Source organism: Paenibacillus faecis, assembly GCF_008084145.1.
GTDB lineage: Bacteria > Bacillota > Bacilli > Paenibacillales > Paenibacillaceae > Fontibacillus > Fontibacillus faecis.
In genome coordinates this window covers 1,729,748-1,750,110 of the sequence record NZ_VSDO01000001.1, presented here as the reverse complement: position 1 = coordinate 1,750,110, position 20,363 = coordinate 1,729,748, and the positions used below count along the sequence as shown (strand labels likewise).

Below are 20,363 nucleotides of genomic sequence, written 5' to 3'. Positions count from 1 at the left end.
CGTCCGCCGGGGCGGCTTCTTTTTTTGCCATAAACGGGTGAGGGGGATAAGCAGAACGAGCCTCTTGAACGCCAAAAGCGGCGGCAGAAGGCTCGTTTGCGGAAAGGGGAGGGCCTATTTCAACGGCTTGATGTCGGCCGCATCGATCTGCTGTTTGAGGACGGACAGAAGCTCATTCTGCCGGGCGGTATCGATGTTTTTCCAGATCAATTCAAAAACGGCGCCAAGTCCCGGAAGCGCGGCTTCCTGGGCATCGACCGAGCCTTCGATCATTTCGCGCAGCCCTTGCTCGCTCTGGCCGTGGATTTTGTGCATAATCGCCTCGCGCAATGTCATCGTAATGGACGGCATGAATCTTTTCCCTCCTTGGTCATAGTTGTCCGCTGTTAATGTGCCCCTTACCGTCCGCGAAAATTCAAGTTTCCCGGGGAATGTGATATACTATAGCAATCCATAAATGATTCGGGATGGTGAAAGCAGATCATGGCTCATAGAGAGAAGAAACAGTTTGCCGTCATCGGGATGGGGCGATTCGGGTTGAGCGTGGCCAAGGCGTTAAGCGGAATGGGCTTCGACGTTCTCGCGATCGATTCCGACGAACAGCGTACCCAGGCCGTTTCGAATATAGTCACGCATGCGGTTTCAGCCGACTCGACCGATGAGGAAGCGCTCCGCGCCCTCGGCATCCGAAACTTTGACGTTGTGGTCGTCGCCATTGGGGAGGACATTCAGTCCAGCATTCTGACCACCTTGATCTTGAAGGATTTGGGAGGACCGCTGATCGTGGTCAAAGCCCAGAACGAACTGCACGGCAAGGTGTTGAATAAAATCGGCGCCGATAAGGTGATTTTTCCGGAGCGGGACATGGGACTGCGGGTAGCCCACCATCTGACATCCCCCAATGTGCTGGATTACATCGAGCTTTCCGACGAGTACAGTATCGTCGAATTGCGGGTGACCCAAGCGATGGTCGGGCAGAACCTGAAGGAACTGAACGTGCGGGCCCGTTTTGGCTGCAACGTGATGGCGATCAAGCGCGGGACGAAAATGAACATTTCGCCTTCTTCCACGGACCGTCTCACCGAAGGGGACATTCTTGTCGTCGTCGGGGAGAAGAACGATCTGACCAAGATGGAATTGGCGTATGCGGAAGGGTAAGGTTAGGTAAAATAGCGTTGCACCGGGGATCATGGAGCTTGGCTGCGCAGTGAAAAATTCCTGCAAGTGCAGGCTTTTTCCGTTTTGATCGGATACGGCGGGAACGCAGAGGATAAACGGGTTGTGCGCGATCGAAACGGGAAGCGGACCGCGATTTTAATCTGAACAAAGGAATGAACCATTCATGCAGATACTGTCTCCGCAAAACGGCCGGGTCAAAGAATGGGCCGGGCTTCTGGAGAAAAAACACCGGGACAAGCAGGGCAAGTTTTTGATCGAGGGAATTCACCTCGTTCAGGAAGCGCTGGAGGCGCGGGCGGACATCGAATGCGTCTGTTATGACGCAGAGGGCGGGATCCCCGCCGAGCTGGCCCAGGCCGCTTCGGCCGGCCTGGACGTGGAGTGGATCGCCGTGTCGGCGGCGGTCATCGCCAAATGCAGCGACACGAAGACGCCGCAGCCCGTGTTCGCCGTCGTCCGCAAGGCCGACGGCGGGGCGGAGCCGCTGCTCGGGCAGGCGGGCGGCCTGGTGGTGGTGCTGGACGGCGTGCAGGATCCCGGCAACGTCGGCACCATCATCCGCACCGCCGACGCGGTCGGGGCGGACGGGGTGATCGTCGGCGCAGGCTGCGCCGACATCTACGGGCCCAAGGTGCTGCGCGCCACCATGGGCTCGATCTTTCACTTGCCGGTGGTCCACGGCAAGCTCGCGGAGCTGCTGCCGCAGGCGAAGCGCCGCGGCATCCGGCTCGCCGGCACGAGCCTCCAGGGGGCGGTCAACTGCTTCGCGTACGACTTTACCGGCCCGGTATGGCTGCTGTTCGGCAGCGAAGGCAGCGGGCTCAGTCCGGAAGTCCGCGAATTGATGGACGACGGCCTCATCATTCCGATGCGCGGACGGGCGGAGTCGCTGAACGTGGCGATGGCCGCCTCGGTGCTGCTGTACGAGGCGCTGCGGCAGCGTCATTTTTCCAACAACAATAATTCCCGTCCCATGTCTAACTAACTGTCCCTGACTAAAATAACTGTCCCTAAAACACCAAAGACTGGCAGAAGATCAATCCTCACCCGATCTCTCCCCAGTCTTTTTCTCTGCCCTTTCAAGCCTATTCCCCTAATGATTGGAGGGGGGGGTTCGAAATAAAGGGAATTCTTCCCGTTAATTTGATACTTGTGCGGCTGCAGAGGTGAATTAGCTGGAAAATCTCCCGCTAATTCGCCTGAAATTGTGTATATCTGCAATAGGGCCGTGAAATAGTTGGAGGTTTTCCAGCTAAATTTGATTGAAGAGCCAAGAGTGGTATATTAACGGGAAATTTTCCCGTTAATGAAATAGACGTGAGCCGGACGATGTAAGTGTGGAGAGAGTGTAAGATTATGGCGAAGGAACGTGCGGAAGTAAGTAAGTAAGTAAGTAAGTAAGGAGACCGTTTCTGGGCAGTTAGCTTAAAAGATGCCCATAAGATGAACAGATGACGGGCAACCCGTATGGCACGACGCGTATCAGTAGGCCATCTTGAATGAAGTGCGGAAGTTTATTTTTAATAGGCTGGATTAGGGAATTAAATCTTACAGGTGGTGGCGTAATGAAGTATTTCATCACTGATATACATGGTGAGTATAAAGGGCAGTTATTGCTAAAGCATGCTGAAATTGACTTTGCGACGGACCAGCTTGTTATTGGCGGCGATATGATTAACCGGGGGAAGGAAAGCGGCAGGGTGATCAAAAAGCTAAAAGATTTGGTTGATAAATACCCCGAAAATGTATTTGCTTTGATTGGAAATCATGAGGAAATGATGCGGAATTATTTGCGGAGCGGAGATACCCTTTGGCTGTCTCATGGAGGAAAAGATACGATGAGGGATTTTGAGAAGACCTTCCCCAATGAGGCAACGAGAAAGGAATATATGGTTTAGGCGTGCAATTTGCCGATGGTGTTTGAGGATGACGAGTTTGTTTATACTCTCGCCGGCTTGAATCCTTATGAGCCAATAAACAAGCAAAACAGGGACATTTTATGGATGTCGGAAACGAATTTTTATAGTCTCCCTAAAGAGGCCCTCTTTACTTTAACCCGGAACAAACCTGTGGTGCATGGTCATACCCCCGTCGAACGGATTTATTTTGATGGAGTGCGACTCAATTGCGATTTGGGTTCAAATACATACTCGGTTATGGAAGAACGGGGACTCTGTCTGATGGAGCTGGATCGGATGATCTATTATGTTTACAAGCAATCTACAGGGAAGATCGAAGAGCGGAAAGTTTTACGATACTAGAGAAGCATTGCGGGCTTACAAGGGGCTTACTCTTACTACAGAAGAGAAGGCTGCTCTCTAAACAAAACAAAAGACGCTTATGCCGGGAGGGCTTGTCCTGGTAAGCGTCCATGTTTTACATAATTACCTATTCTGTTTCCGTTCAAAATGAACTAAACTCTGCCCGTTGGTGGAGATCACTTCTTTGTACCAATGGAAGGATTTTTTGCGGTAACGGTTCAGGGTTCCGGTCCCGTCATCATTCCGGTCGACATAGATGAATCCGTACCGTTTGCTCATTTCCGCGGTCGAAGCGCTGACCAAATCGATGCAGCCCCAAGCGGTATAGCCCATGATCTCGATGCCGTCCTCCAGCGCTTCACCCACCTGGACCAGGTGGTCGTTCAAATATTGAATCCGGTAATCGTCCTCCACCGTCGGGACCCCGTCCGCGTCCTTGATGAGTTCGTCCTTGGCTCCCAATCCGTTCTCCACGATGAACAGCGGCTTCTGATAGCGGTCGTAGAACATGTTCAGCACATAGCGAAGCCCTTGGGGATCGATTTGCCAGCCCCATTCGCTTGCCTGCAAGTAGGGATTGGTGACGCCGCCCAGCAGGTTGCCTTCCGAGTTTTTGCGAAGCTCCGGATCCGCCGTTCCGCAGGTGCTGACATAGTAGCTGAAGGAAATAAAGTCCACCGTATGCTTTAAAATCTCCTCGTCGTCGGGTCCCATTTGAATGGATATTCCGTTCTCGCGAAAATAGCGTTTCATGTACCCGGGATAACGGCCTCTGGCCTGGACGTCGGCAAAGAAGTAATTTTTATGCTCGAACTCCATGGCCGCGATGACGTCATCGGGGTTCGGGGTCAGCGGGTAAGTCGGCATACTCAGCACCATGCAGCCGATTTTTGCGTCTGGCATCATTTCGTGTCCGATTTTGACGGCCAGCGCGCTGGCGACAAGCTCGTGATGAACGGCTTGATACAGGTCCTGCTTGCTCAACTCCCGTTTCGGGGTATAGATGCCCCCGCTCAAGAACGGTTCTTCCAAAATAGAGTTGATCTCATTAAAGGTCAGCCAGTACTTGACTTTGCTTTTGTAACGGTCAAACACGGTTCTTGCGTAACGTTCATAAAAGCCGATCAGTTTCCGGTTCACCCAACCATTGTACCGCTTCGACAAATGCAGTGGGGTTTCATAGTGGGAGAGGGTTACGAGCGGCTCCATTCCGTGTTTGAGGCATTCGTCGAACAGATCGTCGTAAAATTTAAGGCCTTGTTCATTCGGTTCGAGGTCGTCCCCATGCGGAAAAATTCTCGACCAGGCGATGGAGGTCCGGAACACTTTAAAGCCCATTTCGGCAAAAAGTTGGATATCTTCCTTATAGCGGTGATAAAAGTCGATGCCCACCAGCTTCAAGTTATCTTCGGTAGGCGATTCGGTGATGGGGCCTTTGACCCCCTTTGGAGCCACATCTTGCGTGGATAACCCCTTACCGTCTTCGTTATAGGCTCCTTCGCATTGATTGGCCGCAACCGCGCCTCCCCACAAAAATCCATCCGGAAATCGGAAACCCATGATGCTCCACCTCTCTTTTTTCAAATTATCACTATAGGGTAAACGGAATGGAATGCTCTCATGCATGTCTAAGGAGAGAAGTCTTTTAGACTCACGGCTGTCGAGGTGCCGAGCGTTCTTCCAACCTTCCAACCCTGCCAACTCCAAAAAGATGCAAATCTGCAGGTATTTTTAGCGATTTTAAAGAAACGAGCCGGTTTCGTCGAAAATGCCTGCAGATTTGCAGGCATTTTCAAATTTTGGGTTCCGAACACGAAAAATTCCTGCAGATTTGCAGGAATTCGATGTTATCCAGGTTGTCTGATGGGGGACTGGTGTAGTTGGAAGAGGACGCCGTATAGCGCAGTTGAACAAAAAAAGGACAGGCACAAGATAACTCTTGCCTGTCCTTTCCGTCGTGCCGGTTGGCGTCAAATCTGCGGGATGTCCCGCGGATCGCTTGGTTCCGCCGGTCGCTCCAGCAAGCCGCCGACACCGTATTCGCTCAAATTCTTGATGAACTGCAGCGCTTCGGCCCGGGTGAGTTTCCCGGCCCCGTCGAAGCCCTTTACGCTGAGGTCGTCCGGTTTTTTACCCTGAGCGAGGCCGAAGGCCAGCAGGTAGGAAATGGCGTCATCTCCGTTAAAGTGGACGCCCTCGGCGGAGGTCAGCAGCTCGGCCGCTTGTTTGCGCAGCAGCGGCTGATTTCTGGCGGCAGCGTTCTTGCTCCCGGTTACGGGGTAATTCAATTCGTGCGCCCGATTATAGTAGGCATCGGCCCAGTAACTCGCCGGACTCGAAACCGCGTCCCCTTCAAAAGCGCGCAACAGCATCGCCAAAAACTCGGCTTCGGTCACAAGTTTGTTCGGCTGAAAGGTTCCGTCCTGGTAACCTTTGATCATGTTATGCGTCAGGCCCCACTGTACGGTAGCTTCATACCATGAACCTTGGCGGACATCGGTAAAAGCGGTGCTTGCGGCTTGGGCGCCGGACGGGAGCGAAGCTCCCAGCAAGCCGAGCAGGAGGGTTGAGGCGGTTAACGCCTTTATAAATTTGCTTTTCATTTTCATCGTATAAATCCCCTATTCTGTTGAATCATGCATGTCCATTAGGATGAAAATAGCGGAGCCGGGCCTGCCGGCTCCCTCTAGTCCGATCAGCGGGTCGTAAATTCCAAAATCAAAGGCTGCCGGAGCGGGCTGGAGACCTCTGTCAGAAGGCTCGCTTTCCCCTTAACCGTCTTGTCGATCAGGAGGCTGTAGGTCTCCTTGCCGGCAAATTGGCCGGTGCCCGGCTTCACGAAGATCCGGTTCCACAGGATATAGATCTCGGCATCCTTCACGATTTCGCCCTTGCTGTTGATGACAAAGACGTTTTCTCCCGGTTTGACGGAAGAGAGGTCGATGTACTTGAAGTTCGTGTTTTTCATGGCGACCTGCAGGCTGATACCGATCGGAACGGTAGGCTTGATTCCCTTTTTGGCCGGGAGATCGCGAATTTGCAGTTCCTGCTTAAGCTCATTCAATTTCTCCCGGAACTCCCGCCGTTTCTCTGTATCCGTCAGGGCCTCGACCGCCAGCTTGGTATCGATAAAGTCCACCAGGGTCAGAGACGTCTTGGCTTTTTCCAGGGTGGCTGCGGCTCTCTCTACCGGAGATTCCGCCTTTTCCGCCGGTTTGACCGGAAGTGCCGGGCTGCTCGGAGCAGAGCCGCCACCACCGTCACCACCGCCGCCGCCACTACCGCCGATTTGGGCGCTGCCACCGGAAGGCGCCGGCGTCGGGTTGGCCGGAATCACGATGACATCCGGCTGGGAAGGCGTGCTTGGCGCCGGCGGCGTAACCGGCGGTGTCGGAACGGAGGCCGGTCCGGTACGTACCGTCCGGCTCGCGCCTTGAGACAGATTGCCTGTGTGATCCTCGGTTTTAACGACAATCGTGTATTCGGTATCGGCAAGCAGTCCCGTCAGCTCGTAGCCTGAACCGGAAGTTTCCCCGGCAAACAGGCCGTTGATATAGATTTTCGCCTTGGCAAAATCGCCGTCCGCAGGGTTTATCCACTGAATGCGGATGGAGTTCGGCATGATCTCGATGGCTCCCCACATGACTTCTCCCGGTGCGATGGAGTCGACTGGCGGTGTTGGGTCCGGAGTTACGACAGGTCCGCTCGGGTCCGTTCCAGGATCGGTAGACGGATCGCTAGGATTCCCCGGATTGGTAGACGGATCGCTTGGGTTGCCCGGATCGGTAGATGGATCGCCAGGGTTCCCCGGATCGATTGGCGGAGCGACCGCCTGCAGCGTTCTTACCGGAATGGTTACTCCTTGGGAGCGGTTGTTGCTGCTGTCTATCGTTTTGACCGTGAGATTATAATCCGTATCCGGCATGAGTCCTTCAAATCGATAAGATGGAATTGCCGTTTCGTTAACGCTCTGGCCATTCACGTACAAGCCGAGTTTGGCGAAATCCGGATCAAGCGGATTCGTCCAGCTCAACTGAACGGAGGTGTCCGTCACTTCATCGACCTTCAAACCCGTAACTTCGGCGGGCGGTGTGGTGTCCGGCAGCGGCAGGGTCGACTCGGTCAGGGTTTGACCGGAGGCCTCGTTGCCTCTGCGATCGACGGAATTAACGCTGATTTGATAGCTTGTTTCCGGCGTCAAGCCCGTGGCCTGATAAGAAGTGCCGGGAACCTCGGAGACTTTAACGTTATTGATATAAAAGCGGTTGGTCAGAAAATCGCTATCAACCGGGTTTGTCCACGAAAAAGACAGGCTGTCGGCGGTTTTGTTCGTCACTTGCAGGTTCGTCACATCGGCCGGGGGCGTGCTATCCTCGGCAAAGGTTAAGGCGCCGAAGCCGAATTCGATATCCCGGCCGGGGGAGCCCAAATCGACGGCGTATTTCTTTAATTCCTCGCGAAGCTGTACGTTGGACATAGTCGGATGCGCCTGCTTCAGCAGGGCCAGCATTCCCGAGACATGCGGGGCGGCCTGGGATGTGCCGTTCGATAGGGCATAGCCGGGCGTACCGTCAGACTTCACATAAGTGGACAGGACTTCGACGCCGGGGGCAGCCACCTCAACCTCTTCCCCGACCGAAGAGAAATCGCCCCTTTGGTCGTATCGGTCTGTCGCCGCAACAGCGATGACGGAGCTGTATTTGGCCGGGTAGTTTACGGTATGTGTCGTGAGAGGGACCGGTACCCCATAATCGTCGACCTGGCTGTTGCCTGCCGATCCGACGATGAGAATGCCCGCGTTGTAGGCCTGATCCATCATATTGTGCAAAATGGTGGAATCCGTATCGGTTCCGAGCGAGACATTGACGATATCCATATCGTTCTGGATCGCCCAATCCATGCCCTCCAGGACGTCCTGCAAGGTCCCGTTTCCGGTTTGATCCATCGCTTTTACCGCGTAGAGTTGGACGTCCGGTGCGATGCCTACCCGAGCGCTACCGTTGCTCTTCGCTGCGATAATGCCGGCGACATGGGTACCGTGGCCGTTATCGTCGGTATAATCATTGGTGTAATCGACGGTGGAAATGCCGCCGGCGACCGTGAGCTCCGGATGGGTGGTGAGGATGCCGGAGTCGATCACCGCCACCTTAACCCCGGTGCCGGTATATCCTTGATTCCACATCGTCGTAGGCCGTACCGCTTGAAAACTCCATTCCGATTGCTCGAGCGGGATCGGATCGGAGGCGGCTTTAAAATCGGCATCCGTCGTCCGAAACGTAATATTCCGCTCAATGAGGGCTATATTAGGATCGTTGACAAGTTCTTTTAGATCGGCAGGCGTTACCGTTGCCGATACGGCCGGGATCGTGTCGAACTCGTGATTGACTTCGACGCTTTCCTCGTAAACGGCGTCTTTGCCTGCGTCATTTTTGTAGACGACGATAATTTCTTGCTCTGTTCCTGACTGCGGGTCACCGGCATAAGCCGAACCTGTCGCTCCCGAAAAAAACAGGAGGGACGTAGCGAGAACGGATGTAATGATCTGTTTGGCGCTTCTGCTCATAAGATGGTGCTCTCTCCCTTTTTAGATGGTGTAGATTCTTGGAAGTAAAATTGTAGTGGGGAACACCTCTTTTCACGGTGAATTAGGGACCCGTCATTAATAGAAAATAAATCAGGATTACTCCATATATCGGAAGCTATTACGGTATAACTTTAGAGGAGAAACGGGCTAAAGGGTCGATTTTGGCACATTTTTTTTCTGCGGAGACGCTGTCTTTCCGGGAGTTCGCCTGATTTTCCAAATGGTGGTTGACAGAGGGAGAAAAAGTGCATATAATACAATTAACAAATCGTTAATTGTTAAAAGCTGACGAAAGGAGTGAGCTTTCACCATGTCGAACGAGCAGGCTATGCAGCAGTATGACGTGAAAAAGTACGTCACCCCCGATGGATATACGGCGGATATCGCGGTGTTTACCATCCTGTCGACGAAAGCGGACATGTTTAAGCCGCCGGTCATGGACCTGCACATCATGCTGATCAAGCGCAGTATGACCGACAGCGAAGGGCGACCGAACATCGAGGCGGGCAAATGGGCGCTGCCCGGGGGCTTTGTAGCCCACACGGAAACCGCCTTCCAGTCGGCGGCGCGGGAGTTGAAGGAAGAGACCGGGGTGGAGAACATCCATCTCGAGCATTTCGGCGTCTACGATACGCCGGGGCGGGATCCGCGGGGATGGATTATTTCCAACGCGCACTACGCGATTGTCCCCGAGTATCAATTGTCCGGCCGGCAGGCCAATGACGACGCCAGCGAGGTGGAGCTTTTTTCCGTAAAAGAGGTATTGAACCTGGACCTTGCCTTCGATCACGCCCGGATTATTGAGGACGCGATCGCGGTGATCCGGCAGAAGCTGCTGGAGACGACGGCCGCCAAGGCCTTCTTGCCCGAAGAGTTCACCTATTCCGAGCTTCAGGCCGTGCTGCTGACGGTGACGGACGATTCGGCGATTGCGCTGGATGCCGCATTTGCGAGAAAGATCAAGACGCTTCCTTTTATCCAGGAGATCAGCGGAAAAAAGACGACGCGAACCTCCAAAAAGCCGACGCAGCTTTACCGCTTCGTGGACGTGAAAGTCAATCATTCACTTTATCATACAAGAAAGCAGGGATGAAGGATGAACGAACCCAGACGGGCTTTGATCAACATCGATTATACGAACGATTTTGTGGCGGAGGGCGGCGCTCTAACCTGCGGTACGCCGGGGCAGGCGATTGAGGGAGCGATCGTGGAGATCACCCGCGAGTTTTTGCAAAAGGGCGAGTTCGTCGTCTTTGCGATCGACCTCCATAAGGAGGGAGACGCTTTTCACCCGGAAACGAAGTTGTTTCCCCCTCATAATATCGAAGGAACGGAGGGACGCCGCCTGTACGGTGCGCTGGAGTCGCTGTATCAGACGCATCGCGATGCGGAGCAGGTGTACTGGATGGATAAAACGAGATACAGCGCGTTTGCGGGAACGGACCTCGAATTGAAACTTCGCGCGCGAGGGATCACGGAGCTTCATTTGGTGGGCGTCTGCACGGATATCTGCGTACTGCATACGGCGGTGGATGCCTATAACCGGGGATTCTCGATCGTGGTTCATGAAAAGGCCGTGGCCAGCTTCGACCAGGAGGGCCATGCCTGGGCCTTGAGGCATTTTAAAGGCTCGCTCGGCGCATCGGTGATTTAACTTGTTCATACAACAACCACTCTACTTACCTAGGAGGAACACGAGAATGAGCTACCCGGACGACGGCCTCGCGCTGCATACGGATAAATATCAAATCAATATGGCGCACGTGTACTGGAAGGATAACATGCATAAGCGAAAAGCGGTGTTTGAAGTGTACTTCCGCAAGATCCCCTTCCAGAACGGCTATGCCGTGTTTGCGGGATTGGAGCGGGTGGTCCGCTATCTTAGCGATTTCCGCTTCACGGACAACGATTTGGCTTATTTAAGAGAAGAAGGCTACAGCGAGGATTACCTGGCGTATTTGGCCGAATTGACGTTTACGGGGACGGTTCGTTCGATGAAAGAGGGCGAGCTGGTGTTTGCCAACGAGCCGATCCTGCGGATTGAAGCCCCTTTGGCGGAAGCGCAGCTAATCGAAACCGCCCTGCTGAACATTGTGAATTTCCAGACGCTTATCGCGACGAAAGCCTCCCGGATCAAGCAGTTGATCGGGAACGAGGTGAGCATGGAGTTCGGGACCCGGCGGGCGCAGGAGATGGATGCCGCCATTTGGGGGACGCGGGCGGCCTATTTAGCCGGGTTTGACGCGACCTCGAACGTAAGGGCGGGCAAGCTGTTCGGCATTCCTACGGCGGGGACGCACGCCCATGCCATGGTACAGGCTTACCGCGACGAGTACACGGCGTTCAGCAAGTATGCCGAAACCCACCGGAATTGCGTTTTCCTCGTCGATACTTATGACACGCTGAAGTCGGGGGTCCCGACGGCGATCCGGGTGGCCAAGGAGTTCGGCGACCGCATTAATTTCCTCGGCATCCGGCTGGACAGCGGCGACTTGGCTTATTTGTCCAAAGAAGCACGCAAAATGCTGGATGAGGCGGGCTTCACCGAGGCGAAGATATACGCTTCGAACGATCTGGATGAGCTGACGATTATGAACTTGAAAGCTCAAGGGGCCAGAATCGATGTGTGGGGGATCGGAACCAAGCTGATCACCGCCTATGACCAGCCGGCCTTGGGCGCCGTTTATAAACTGATTGCGATCGAGGATGAGCACGGGCAAATGACCGATACGATCAAAATCAGCTCCAATCCGGAGAAGATCACCACCCCGGGCCGAAAGAAAGTATTCCGCATCATCAACAAGGGCAGCGGAAAGTCGGAAGGCGATTATATCGTCCTGGAGCATGAAAACCCCGCTCAAGAAGAGCGGATCAAGATGTTCCATCCGGTACACACCCATATCGCCAAATTTGTGACCAATTTCGAAGCGAGGGAACTGCATCATTTGATTTTCCGGGACGGGGAGCTGGTTTACGAGCTTCCAACGCTTCGGGAGATCCGCGAGTTCCATGCGGACAATTTGAACGTGCTGTGGGAGGAATACAAGCGGCTGCTCAATCCGGCGGAATATCCGGTCGATTTGAGCCAGGCTTGCTGGGACAATAAGATGAGGCTGATTGAGGAAATCAGGCAAAAAGTCAACGAGCGGATCGAATCCTGAGGAGGCGGCAGCCATGGGGAAAATCGGAATTTACGGGTCTTCCTTCGATCCGATCACGAACGTCCATCTTTGGACCGCAAGCACCGTCGCCCACCGCTGCAGGCTGGATAAAGTGATTTTTCTGCCCTGTTCGAACAAGCGGCCCGACAAGACGATGCACATTAGTGACGAACACCGGTGGAACATGATTTTGCTGGCGATCGCCGGAAACGGGAAGTTCGTGGCCGACGACTACGAGATGAAGCAGGCCGGCTGGGAAATCGCGACCTACTTGACGCTCCAGCATTTCAAGGCCGCGTATCCGGAGGATGAAGTGAACTTTATCATGGGAGCCGACCTGCTGCTGGACATCGGAGAAGGGAAATGGAAGAAGTCCGAGGAACTGATCGCCGAGAACAAGTTCATCGTCATGGCCAGGGACGGCATCAACATGCTGTCGGCCATCAGCCGTTCGCCCATTCTCCGCAATGCCGACGATGGACAGACTTTTCATTTGATCGACAAGGGCCTGGCGATGGAGATCAGCTCCAGCTATATCCGGGATGAACTGAGGCGGGGCGGGGAGCCGCGCTACCTCGTTCCCGAAAGCTGTTACAGTTATATCAGAGAGCATCGATTATACCAATAGGAAGGGGAAAATCAGATGAACACGCAGCAGCAAATTATCGAGACGTTAAAAGTGAAGCCGGGGGTCGATCCGCAGGAAGAAATCCGCATTCGCGTCGACTTCTTGAAGGCCTATTGCAAAAATGCCGGCGCCAAAGGCTTTGTGCTGGGGATCAGCGGCGGGCAGGACTCCACGCTGGCGGGACGGCTGGCCCAACTGGCGGCCGAGGAACTGCGCGCCGAAGGACGGGAGGCCGCTTTCTACGCCGTTCGGCTGCCGTACGGGGTGCAGAAGGATGAAGCCGACGCTCAAGCGGCGCTGGAGTTTATCCGGCCGGACCACTCCCTGGTGTATAACATTGAGGAGCCGGTTCAAGCCGCCGCCGAGCAGTTCGAGCAATCCGTGGGCGAGACGCTGTCGGATTTCAACAAGGGCAACGTGAAAGCGCGCATGCGGATGATCGCACAGTACGCCATCGCCGGGGCCAAGGGCTGCCTCGTCATCGGCACGGATCATGCGGCGGAGGCGGTCACCGGCTTCTTTACGAAATTCGGGGACGGCGGGGCCGACGTCTTGCCGTTATCGGGATTGACGAAAACCCAGGGCCGCGAGCTTCTCAAGGAGCTGGGCGCTCCGGAACGGTTGTATTTAAAGACGCCGACCGCCGATCTCCTCGACCACAAGCCGCAGCAAGCCGATGAAGCCGAGCTGGGCATGACATATGAGATTCTCGATCAGTACCTGACGGGGAACGAGGTAGAGCCCAAGGCGAAAGAGAACATCGAGAAGCGTTACCGGGTAACCCAGCATAAGCGCGAGCTTCCGGTAACGCCGTTCGATACGTGGTGGAAGTAAGACGAAAGTCCATAGGAAAGTCCAAACAAGGCTGCCTGCAGGGGCAGCCTTGTTTTTTACCCGGTTTCCGCCCGTTCCTCCGCGGCATCCGTTTGATCTATCGCCGGAAGGGTGATCATCACGGCCGTTCCGTACCCTTCCTCACTTTGAATGCGGATTCCGTAACGGGAACCGAATAACAGCCGAATCCGGCTGTGGACGTTGGACACGCCGATTCCCGATAATCTGTGCTTCTTGCGGTCGCGGATCTGTGCCGGAACCGCGGACATGCCGACCCCGTTATCCATGACTTCGATCATCAGATCCTCCTCCTGTCTGCGGATATAAATATGGATCGTTCCGCTGGAGGAACCGGGAAAGGCATGGAAGAAGGCGTTTTCCACGAACGGCTGAATCACCAGCTTCGGAACGAGCAGCCTGCGGCAGTCTTCGGCGACTTCGTAATGAACCCGGATCTGGTCGCCGTATCTGATCTGATTAATATACACATAGTGCTTCAGCGTCTCGATTTCGGTTTCGACGGTAACCATATCCTCCGTGGAGCCGATCGTGCTTTGAAGCATGGAGATGAGGCTGTTGATCGTCTGGTCCACCTGATCCGAACGCTGCATTTTGGCCAAGTATTTGATCGAACTTAAAGTATTGTACAAAAAGTGAGGATTGATCTGCATCTGCAGCGCGTTCAAATCGGCCTTCCGGCGTTCCTGCTGCTCGTAGAGCAGTTTTTCGGTGTATCGGTCGATCTCCTTGATCATCCGGTTATACGCTTTGGTCAGCACGTTGGTTTCATAGCTTCCGTCCTCTTGCAGCGGGTGCAGCTTGAGATTATCCCCCTTGTTGGTCTGCATCGTTTTAACCAGGTTGTTCAGCGGACGGGTAATCCGCCGGCTCATGAAATAAACAAAAATCAGGGTGAGAGCCAGCACGATGCTCACGACTTTCGAAATCTCCCACGAGATGTTATATAACGGCGCAAAGGCCTTGAGCTGGTTGATTTCCTCCAGCAAATAAGCGTTGAACTCCGGCAGATAATAGGAAATATAGGTTTGCTTCTGACGGGATTCCGCCCGTACTCCGTCTTTCTGCTTGGCGGTCTCCAGCGCTATGGCGAGAAGCGAGTCGTCCTTTTTGCTGATCATGCTCCTTTCGCTGCTGGAAAGGATGGTCCCGTCCGCCGAAATCAGGGAAATATGAATGCCTTCGGATACATAAGGACTGTACTTGCGAAAAATATTCAATTCATCCATGACCACCGCCGCATACCCGTACATCCAGCCTGTGCCGCTGTCGACGAGCGGCTTGGTGGCGAATATAAAATTGTCGTAAGGAACGGATTCCACGAACAGATCCGGACTGCTGTGATACAGGATGCGGTTCGGAATCTTCCCGTCGACGGTCATATATTTGGTGACGATATCCTGCGGGATCTTGTCCCATTTAAGCGCATTGCTGGAGTAATGCCGTCCTCCTTCGCCCGGCAGCCCGGAGACGATGATATGCGATTTTTCCGGACTCAAATAGTCCTTGTACAGGTCGATATATCTGCCGAGCGAAATGACCAGATTGATTTGCTGCAAAGGCGTGTCGGCCGGCTTGGTAATATAATTTTTGAACTCGCTGCTGCTGCCGATCTGCAGCATGGTGCCCGCGACTTGATCGTTATAACTGAGCAAATCGTCTTTGACCAGGTTCATATTGGCCGAAGCGCTCCTTACAACCTGCTTTAATAAAATGCGTTCCGAAATGGTGGAAGAGGCGAGCATAAGGAGCAAGGAGATGACCAAAATGCCGGAGAGCATCAGAATCAACATTTTGATGAATATGCTGTTTTTTCTCAGCATGGAAAGGCCACCTGTCTTTACTGGAAGATATGGTTTCGATACTCCGCCGGGGTCATCCCCGTCATTTTTTTAAACACCTTGGAGAAGTAATTATGCTCCGAAAAACCGGTTAACCGGCTCACTTCGGAAATCGACAATTCCTGGTTCAGCAGAAGCTCCTTGGCCTTCTCGGTGCGTACCCGGTTGATGTACGAGGTCAGGTTCTCCCCGGTACGCTGTTTGAAGTACGAGGACAAGTAACTGTAATTCAGATGGAGCGCGTTCGCCATTTCCGCCAGGGAAATGTCCTTGTCGAAATTTTCGTTAACGTAATCGTAAATTTTTTGCAGTATCGCGGTTTGCGACAGATCCGTGGCCCGGATTGCACCTTTAAGCGCTTGCAGAAATTGAAGCAGCACCTCCTCCAGTTCGCGGATGCCGAAAGCCAGATCGATCTGCTTAAATAGCTTCAGCTTGGAAGCGCCCAGCTCCATCACGGGTTGTTTCATCTGTTCCAGCGTGGTGAGCGCGTTATAAACCAAGTTTTGGCACAGGAGTTTCAGGCTGTATTCGTTATAGGATTGGGCCGACGAAATTCCCGATAGAAGCGCTTTCAATTGGCGGATGGATTCATCCATAGCAAGCATGCGCAGCGCGGTCAGAAACGGGGTCTGGTCGAAGGAGGCGCTGTCGTCGTTATGATTTATAATCCGGGTTTCCGGAATGATGGCGCTGTCGGGAAAATAGATCAGTTTGCCCAGACAGGGAAGAAGCCGTTCCCGCTCCCCCGCGGTTTGCCGGATATCTTCGAAAGCTTCCGATTGAAGGAAGGAAACAAAGTTCAACGAGGCTTGAATCCGCCGCGCAAAGGCGGCAAGCGAATCGACCGCCTCCCCGGCTTCCTGTAAATTGAAATTAATAAGAAGCAGTACTTCGTTCTTCAAAAATACGACGGTGTAGGGAAGGCCGCTTAATTCTTCCGCCGCATATTGGAGAATGACCTGCTCCACTTGGCTCTGAGTCCATTTGGTTCGATTCAGCAGCAGGCTGAGATCCGCCAAGGCCATGCGATAAAAACGCGACGGGAAATGCCGGGTTAGCCCGCGCAGCAGCTCCTCATCCATCTCCTCCCGGGGGATGTCGTGATCCAGCCACTGACCTAGAGCAAGCGAGATATCCAGGGTTTCGGCAGCGGGAGCTTTCGTCTTCCACTCCAAATCGCTGCACAAGCTTTGAATCAGAGAGATGAGCTCAGGCGCGGAAACCTTGGGCTTCAGCAAATAGTCGGTCACCCCGTATTTAAACACCTCGCGGACATAACTGAATTCGCTGTAACTGCTCAATACGATGATTTTGATCTCCGGGTAGCGCAATTTCATCGCCTTCGTAAATTCTACGCCGTCCATCAGCGGCATGACGATATCCGTAATGACCACATGCGGACGAACCGTTTCGATCTGTTGAAGCGCTTCCTGGCCATTTGAGGCCTGAGCGACGATTTCGATTCCATGATCGCTCCAAGAGCATAGATGCAGCAGTCCCGTTCGCAGGATCGCTTCATCGTCGACAATCATCACTCGGAAGTTTTTGGAGCGCTGTTCCATATTCACACCTCACTGCCGTTTTTCTTTTACCTCATCATATATCAATTTAATATAGAAAGGTATGGCAGGACCGCCAAGTAAAATATCTGCAAAAATATTTGCTAGTCTCCATAATTTTTACTAGCCGGGTAAGACCGGCCGGGAGACATCCAAAATTCCTGCTAATATTAAGCTAATTATTATTATACTTTGGGGCCCGCTTTTTCTAAAATGAATATCGAAATCCATGAAGCGCTTACACAAATCAAACAAAAGGGGTTGTACACATTGAAAAAATGGCTTTCCGTTCTACTGCTCGTCTCTCTGACGGCTTCGCTGCTTGCGGCGTGCGGGTCCGCCAAGTCGGAAACCGCCGGAGGCGCGGAGGGGAGCGAAGGAAAATCCGGCTCCAAAAAAGTGGTTGCCTGGGCTTGGGATCCGTCCTTTAACGGTGCGGCGTTGAAAATTGCTGAGGAGTTGTACAAAAAAGATCATCCCGACTTCCAACTGGAAGTGGTGGATATGGCCAAAACTGACCTGGAACAGAAGCTGAATACAAATTTGGCGGCAGGCGTAAAGGACGGGCTTCCGGATATTATTTTGGTTAACGATCCGAATATTCAAAAATATGTAACCGCTTATCCGAACACGTTTGCCGATTTTACGGACAAAGTGGACTACAGCCAGTTTTCTCCCTACAAAGTGGACGCGCTGCGTATCGACGACAAAATTTATGGCGTCCCGTTCGATATCGGCGTGACCGGCATGTTCTACCGTACCGATTATTTGGAACAGGCCGGCTTCAAAGCGGAAGACTTGGAGAACATCACCTGGGATCGCTACATCGAAATCGGGAAAGAGGTTAAGGAAAAAACGGGAAAATACATGTCCACGATCAACCCGAACGACGAAGCGCTGACCTCCATTTTGCTGCAGTCGGGGGGCTCCTGGTACATTACCCCGGATAACAAGGGGAATTTCGTAGACAACCCGGTTATGGCGGAGACGCTCCGGGTATACAAAGCGATTTCCGATTCCGGGATCGCCAAGCCGGTAACCGGATGGAGCGAATTCGTCGGCAGCTTTAACTCGGGGGACGTCGCCACGGTCGTGTCCGGGGTATGGCAGGTAGCCTCGATTATGGATGCCAAGGATCAAAGCGGCAAATGGGGCGTGGCTCCGATTCCAAGACTGAATGTCGAGGGTGCGGTTAACGCGTCCAATGAAGGCGGATCGAGCTGGTTTGTCCTTGAAGGTTCGGCCAACAAGGATTTGGCGATCGACTTCCTGGCGAAAACGATTGGCGGAAGCAGTGAATTCTACGAGCGCTTCCTGAAAGAGAACGGCGGCGTAGGTTCTTACATTCCCGCATTCTCCAGCGAGGCGTACGGCCAGGAATCAGAGTTCTTCGGCGGACAAGCGATTTATAAAGATTTCACCGAGTGGTCGAAACAGGTGCCGGGAATCAGCCTGGGAACCTATACGCAGGAGGCCAAGGACGCCTTGAAGAACGAACTGCCCAACATATTGAACGGAGCAGACCTGAAAGACAGCCTGTTCAACATCCAAAGATTGTTTGAGCAGCAGGTGCAATAAATCCAATCGAGGTGCAGGTGACTTATGGGCAGTAAATCGACGAAATCAACTTTTATGGGGTGGCAGTTTGTACTGCTGCCCTCCGCTATCATTGTCTTGTTCAGCTTTTATCCGATGATCCAGTCTCTCATCTTATCGTTTCAATCGGGCAAAGGAAATGTCACCAGCTTTATCGGACTGAACAATTACGCGAGACTGTTCTCGGATCCGATGTTCAAGCAGGCGCTCTTCAACACATTGCTCTACCTGGTCGTCCAGGTGCCGATCATGCTGTTTCTGGGACTGGTGATCGCGTATTTTCTGAATATGCCGAAGCTTCGTTTTAAAGGGTTTTACCGGACGGCGATCTTCCTGCCCTGCGTAACTTCGCTGGTTTCCTATGCGGTTTTGTTCAAAAGCATTTTTGCCGTGGACGGCATTCTGAACAAAATGCTGATGTCGATCCATCTCATCGACGGGCCGATCGCCTGGCTTATGGATCCCGTTTGGGCGAGGGTCGTCATCATTGCCGCCATCACCTGGCGTTGGACCGGCTATAATATGATCTTTTATTTATCCGCAATGCAAAATATCGATCCGAGCGTTTACGAAGCCGCTTCGATCGACGGAGCTTCCAAGACCAGACAGTTCTTTTCCATCACGGTTCCGATGCTCAAACCGATCATCTTGTTTACGGCGATTATATCCACGAACGGGACGCTACAGCTGTTTGACGAGGTCGTCAATATCACCAACGGGGGTCCCGGGAATGCGACGATGACGATTTCCCAATACATTTACAATCTGTCGTTCGTCTACACGCCAAACTTCGGCTATGCGGCTACGGTGTCTTACGCGATCGTTATTATGGTTGCCGTGCTTGCGTTCTTCCAGCTCAAGGTAGGAGGGGAGAAGAAATGAAGAAAGCCAGCGCGCTGGGGGTTCACCTGTTTTTAATGATCGTGTCCGCGATCTCTTTGTTTCCGTTTCTCTGGATGCTGATCGGCATGACGAACAGTTCCTCCGACATTGTCAAAGGCAAATTCAGCTTCGGTTCGATGCTCTCGGAAAATATTACCAAATTGCTGGATATGACCACGCTGGGAACGGCGTTTTGGAACTCGGCGCTCATCGCCGTCGTCGGCACGCTGTTCACGCTCATTCTTAGCTCCATGGCCGGCTACGGTTTTGAAATCTACCGATCCCGGGGCAAGGACCGGTTGTTCGGTCTGCTGATGCTCTCCATGATGATGCCGTTTGCGGCCGTAATGATTCCGCTGTTCCGCATGTTCAGCCGGATGGGGCTGCTCAACTCGCCGACGGCCGTCATTCTGCCGACGATTACTACGGCGTTTATGATTTTCTTCTTTATGCAAAATACGAAGTCGTTTCCGCGCGAACTGCTGCAGGCGGGACGGGTTGACGGACTGAACGAGTGGCGTTTGTTTACGCGCGTTTACATGCCGACGATGAAGCCGACCTACGCGGCGGCGGCCATCATCACGTTCATGAATAACTGGAACAATTTCCTCTGGCCGCTCATCGCGCTGCAAACCCAGGAGAAAAAGACGCTGCCGCTGATCGTGTCCTCGCTGGCCTCCTCCTATAATCCGGACTACGGGATCATTATGGTGGCCATTGTGGTGACGACGCTTCCGACGGTCGCGATCTTCTTCCTGCTGCAGAAGCAGTTCGTCCAGGGGATGCTCGGTTCGGTCAAATAAGGAACGGAGGATGA

18 protein-coding genes are annotated in these 20,363 nt (G+C 53.3%); 12 read left to right on the top strand and 6 right to left on the bottom strand.

The features are described from left to right. Window positions 1-114: 114 nt before the first annotated feature. Entirely contained in the window at window positions 115-351 is a 237-nt protein-coding gene (sspI, locus tag FRY98_RS07705) for a small acid-soluble spore protein SspI (protein WP_148451097.1), read from the bottom strand. A 132-nt stretch (window positions 352-483) separates the two neighbouring features. On the opposite strand from sspI, the gene FRY98_RS07700 reads away from it, so the two are divergent. From FRY98_RS07700 to FRY98_RS28890, 4 genes are all read left to right on the top strand, one after another. Continuing rightward, complete coding sequence (locus tag FRY98_RS07700; RefSeq protein WP_148451096.1) at window positions 484-1,158, top strand: potassium channel family protein; 675 nt, start codon at window positions 484-486, stop codon at window positions 1,156-1,158. Between the two features lie 184 nt (window positions 1,159-1,342). Further along, window positions 1,343-2,164, top strand: a complete 822-nt coding sequence (locus FRY98_RS07695; RefSeq protein ID WP_148451095.1) for a TrmH family RNA methyltransferase — start codon at window positions 1,343-1,345, stop codon at window positions 2,162-2,164. 580 nt (window positions 2,165-2,744) lie between these two features. Further along, the gene (locus FRY98_RS28895; protein ID WP_225040804.1) at window positions 2,745-3,077 is read left to right on the top strand and encodes a metallophosphoesterase; all 333 of its coding nucleotides are present in this window, start codon (window positions 2,745-2,747) and stop codon (window positions 3,075-3,077) included. A gap of 105 nt (window positions 3,078-3,182) precedes the next feature. Next, a complete protein-coding gene (locus FRY98_RS28890) occupies window positions 3,183-3,440 on the top strand; it encodes a hypothetical protein (RefSeq protein WP_249043350.1) in 258 nt (85 codons plus the stop codon). 123 nt (window positions 3,441-3,563) lie between these two features. On the opposite strand, the gene FRY98_RS07685 is transcribed toward FRY98_RS28890, so the two are convergent. The 3 genes from FRY98_RS07685 to FRY98_RS07675 all read right to left on the bottom strand — a co-directional run bounded on the left by FRY98_RS07685 (window position 3,564) and on the right by FRY98_RS07675 (window position 9,003). Beyond that, entirely contained in the window at window positions 3,564-5,000 is a 1,437-nt protein-coding gene (locus FRY98_RS07685) for a glycoside hydrolase family 1 protein (protein ID WP_148451094.1), read from the bottom strand. A 410-nt stretch (window positions 5,001-5,410) separates the two neighbouring features. Next, the gene (locus FRY98_RS07680; RefSeq protein WP_148451093.1) at window positions 5,411-6,049 is read right to left on the bottom strand and encodes an S-layer homology domain-containing protein; all 639 of its coding nucleotides are present in this window, start codon (window positions 6,047-6,049) and stop codon (window positions 5,411-5,413) included. A gap of 86 nt (window positions 6,050-6,135) precedes the next feature. Then, on the bottom strand, window positions 6,136-9,003 hold the full coding sequence (locus tag FRY98_RS07675) for a S8 family serine peptidase (RefSeq protein ID WP_148451092.1): 2,868 nt from the start codon (window positions 9,001-9,003) through the stop codon (window positions 6,136-6,138). A 331-nt stretch (window positions 9,004-9,334) separates the two neighbouring features. On the opposite strand from FRY98_RS07675, the gene FRY98_RS07670 reads away from it, so the two are divergent. From FRY98_RS07670 to nadE, 5 genes are read left to right on the top strand one after another with little or no spacing between them, the layout of a single operon-like run. After that, complete coding sequence (locus tag FRY98_RS07670; protein ID WP_148451091.1) at window positions 9,335-10,117, top strand: NUDIX hydrolase; 783 nt, start codon at window positions 9,335-9,337, stop codon at window positions 10,115-10,117. Window positions 10,118-10,120: 3 nt separating this feature from the next. After that, on the top strand, window positions 10,121-10,678 hold the full coding sequence (locus FRY98_RS07665; protein WP_148451090.1) for a cysteine hydrolase family protein: 558 nt from the start codon (window positions 10,121-10,123) through the stop codon (window positions 10,676-10,678). A 46-nt stretch (window positions 10,679-10,724) separates the two neighbouring features. Continuing rightward, complete coding sequence (locus FRY98_RS07660) at window positions 10,725-12,185, top strand: nicotinate phosphoribosyltransferase (RefSeq protein ID WP_148451089.1); 1,461 nt, start codon at window positions 10,725-10,727, stop codon at window positions 12,183-12,185. 13 nt (window positions 12,186-12,198) lie between these two features. Beyond that, complete coding sequence (gene nadD / locus FRY98_RS07655) at window positions 12,199-12,813, top strand: nicotinate (nicotinamide) nucleotide adenylyltransferase (RefSeq protein WP_148451088.1); 615 nt, start codon at window positions 12,199-12,201, stop codon at window positions 12,811-12,813. A 15-nt stretch (window positions 12,814-12,828) separates the two neighbouring features. Then, entirely contained in the window at window positions 12,829-13,647 is an 819-nt protein-coding gene (gene nadE / locus FRY98_RS07650) for an ammonia-dependent NAD(+) synthetase (protein ID WP_148451087.1), read from the top strand. A gap of 56 nt (window positions 13,648-13,703) precedes the next feature. Here nadE and FRY98_RS07645 read toward each other — a convergent pair whose 3' ends face one another. Both FRY98_RS07645 and FRY98_RS07640 read right to left on the bottom strand, forming a co-directional pair. After that, window positions 13,704-15,488: a sensor histidine kinase gene (locus FRY98_RS07645; protein WP_148451086.1), complete on the bottom strand. Its 1,785-nt coding sequence runs from the start codon at window positions 15,486-15,488 to the stop codon at window positions 13,704-13,706. A 17-nt stretch (window positions 15,489-15,505) separates the two neighbouring features. After that, entirely contained in the window at window positions 15,506-17,071 is a 1,566-nt protein-coding gene (locus FRY98_RS07640; protein WP_148451085.1) for a response regulator transcription factor, read from the bottom strand. A gap of 267 nt (window positions 17,072-17,338) precedes the next feature. Here FRY98_RS07640 and FRY98_RS07635 point away from each other — a divergent pair, with 267 nt between their 5' ends. Genes FRY98_RS07635 through FRY98_RS07625 form a run of 3 tightly spaced genes read left to right on the top strand, consistent with a single transcriptional unit; the run spans window position 17,339 to window position 20,349 of the window. Beyond that, window positions 17,339-18,646: an ABC transporter substrate-binding protein gene (locus tag FRY98_RS07635; RefSeq protein ID WP_148451084.1), complete on the top strand. Its 1,308-nt coding sequence runs from the start codon at window positions 17,339-17,341 to the stop codon at window positions 18,644-18,646. Between the two features lie 24 nt (window positions 18,647-18,670). Beyond that, a complete protein-coding gene (locus FRY98_RS07630; RefSeq protein ID WP_148451083.1) occupies window positions 18,671-19,546 on the top strand; it encodes a carbohydrate ABC transporter permease in 876 nt (291 codons plus the stop codon). Further along, window positions 19,543-20,349: a carbohydrate ABC transporter permease gene (locus FRY98_RS07625; RefSeq protein WP_148451082.1), complete on the top strand. Its 807-nt coding sequence runs from the start codon at window positions 19,543-19,545 to the stop codon at window positions 20,347-20,349. Before FRY98_RS07630 ends, FRY98_RS07625 begins: the two co-directional genes overlap by 4 nt. Window positions 20,350-20,363: the final 14 nt, after the last annotated feature.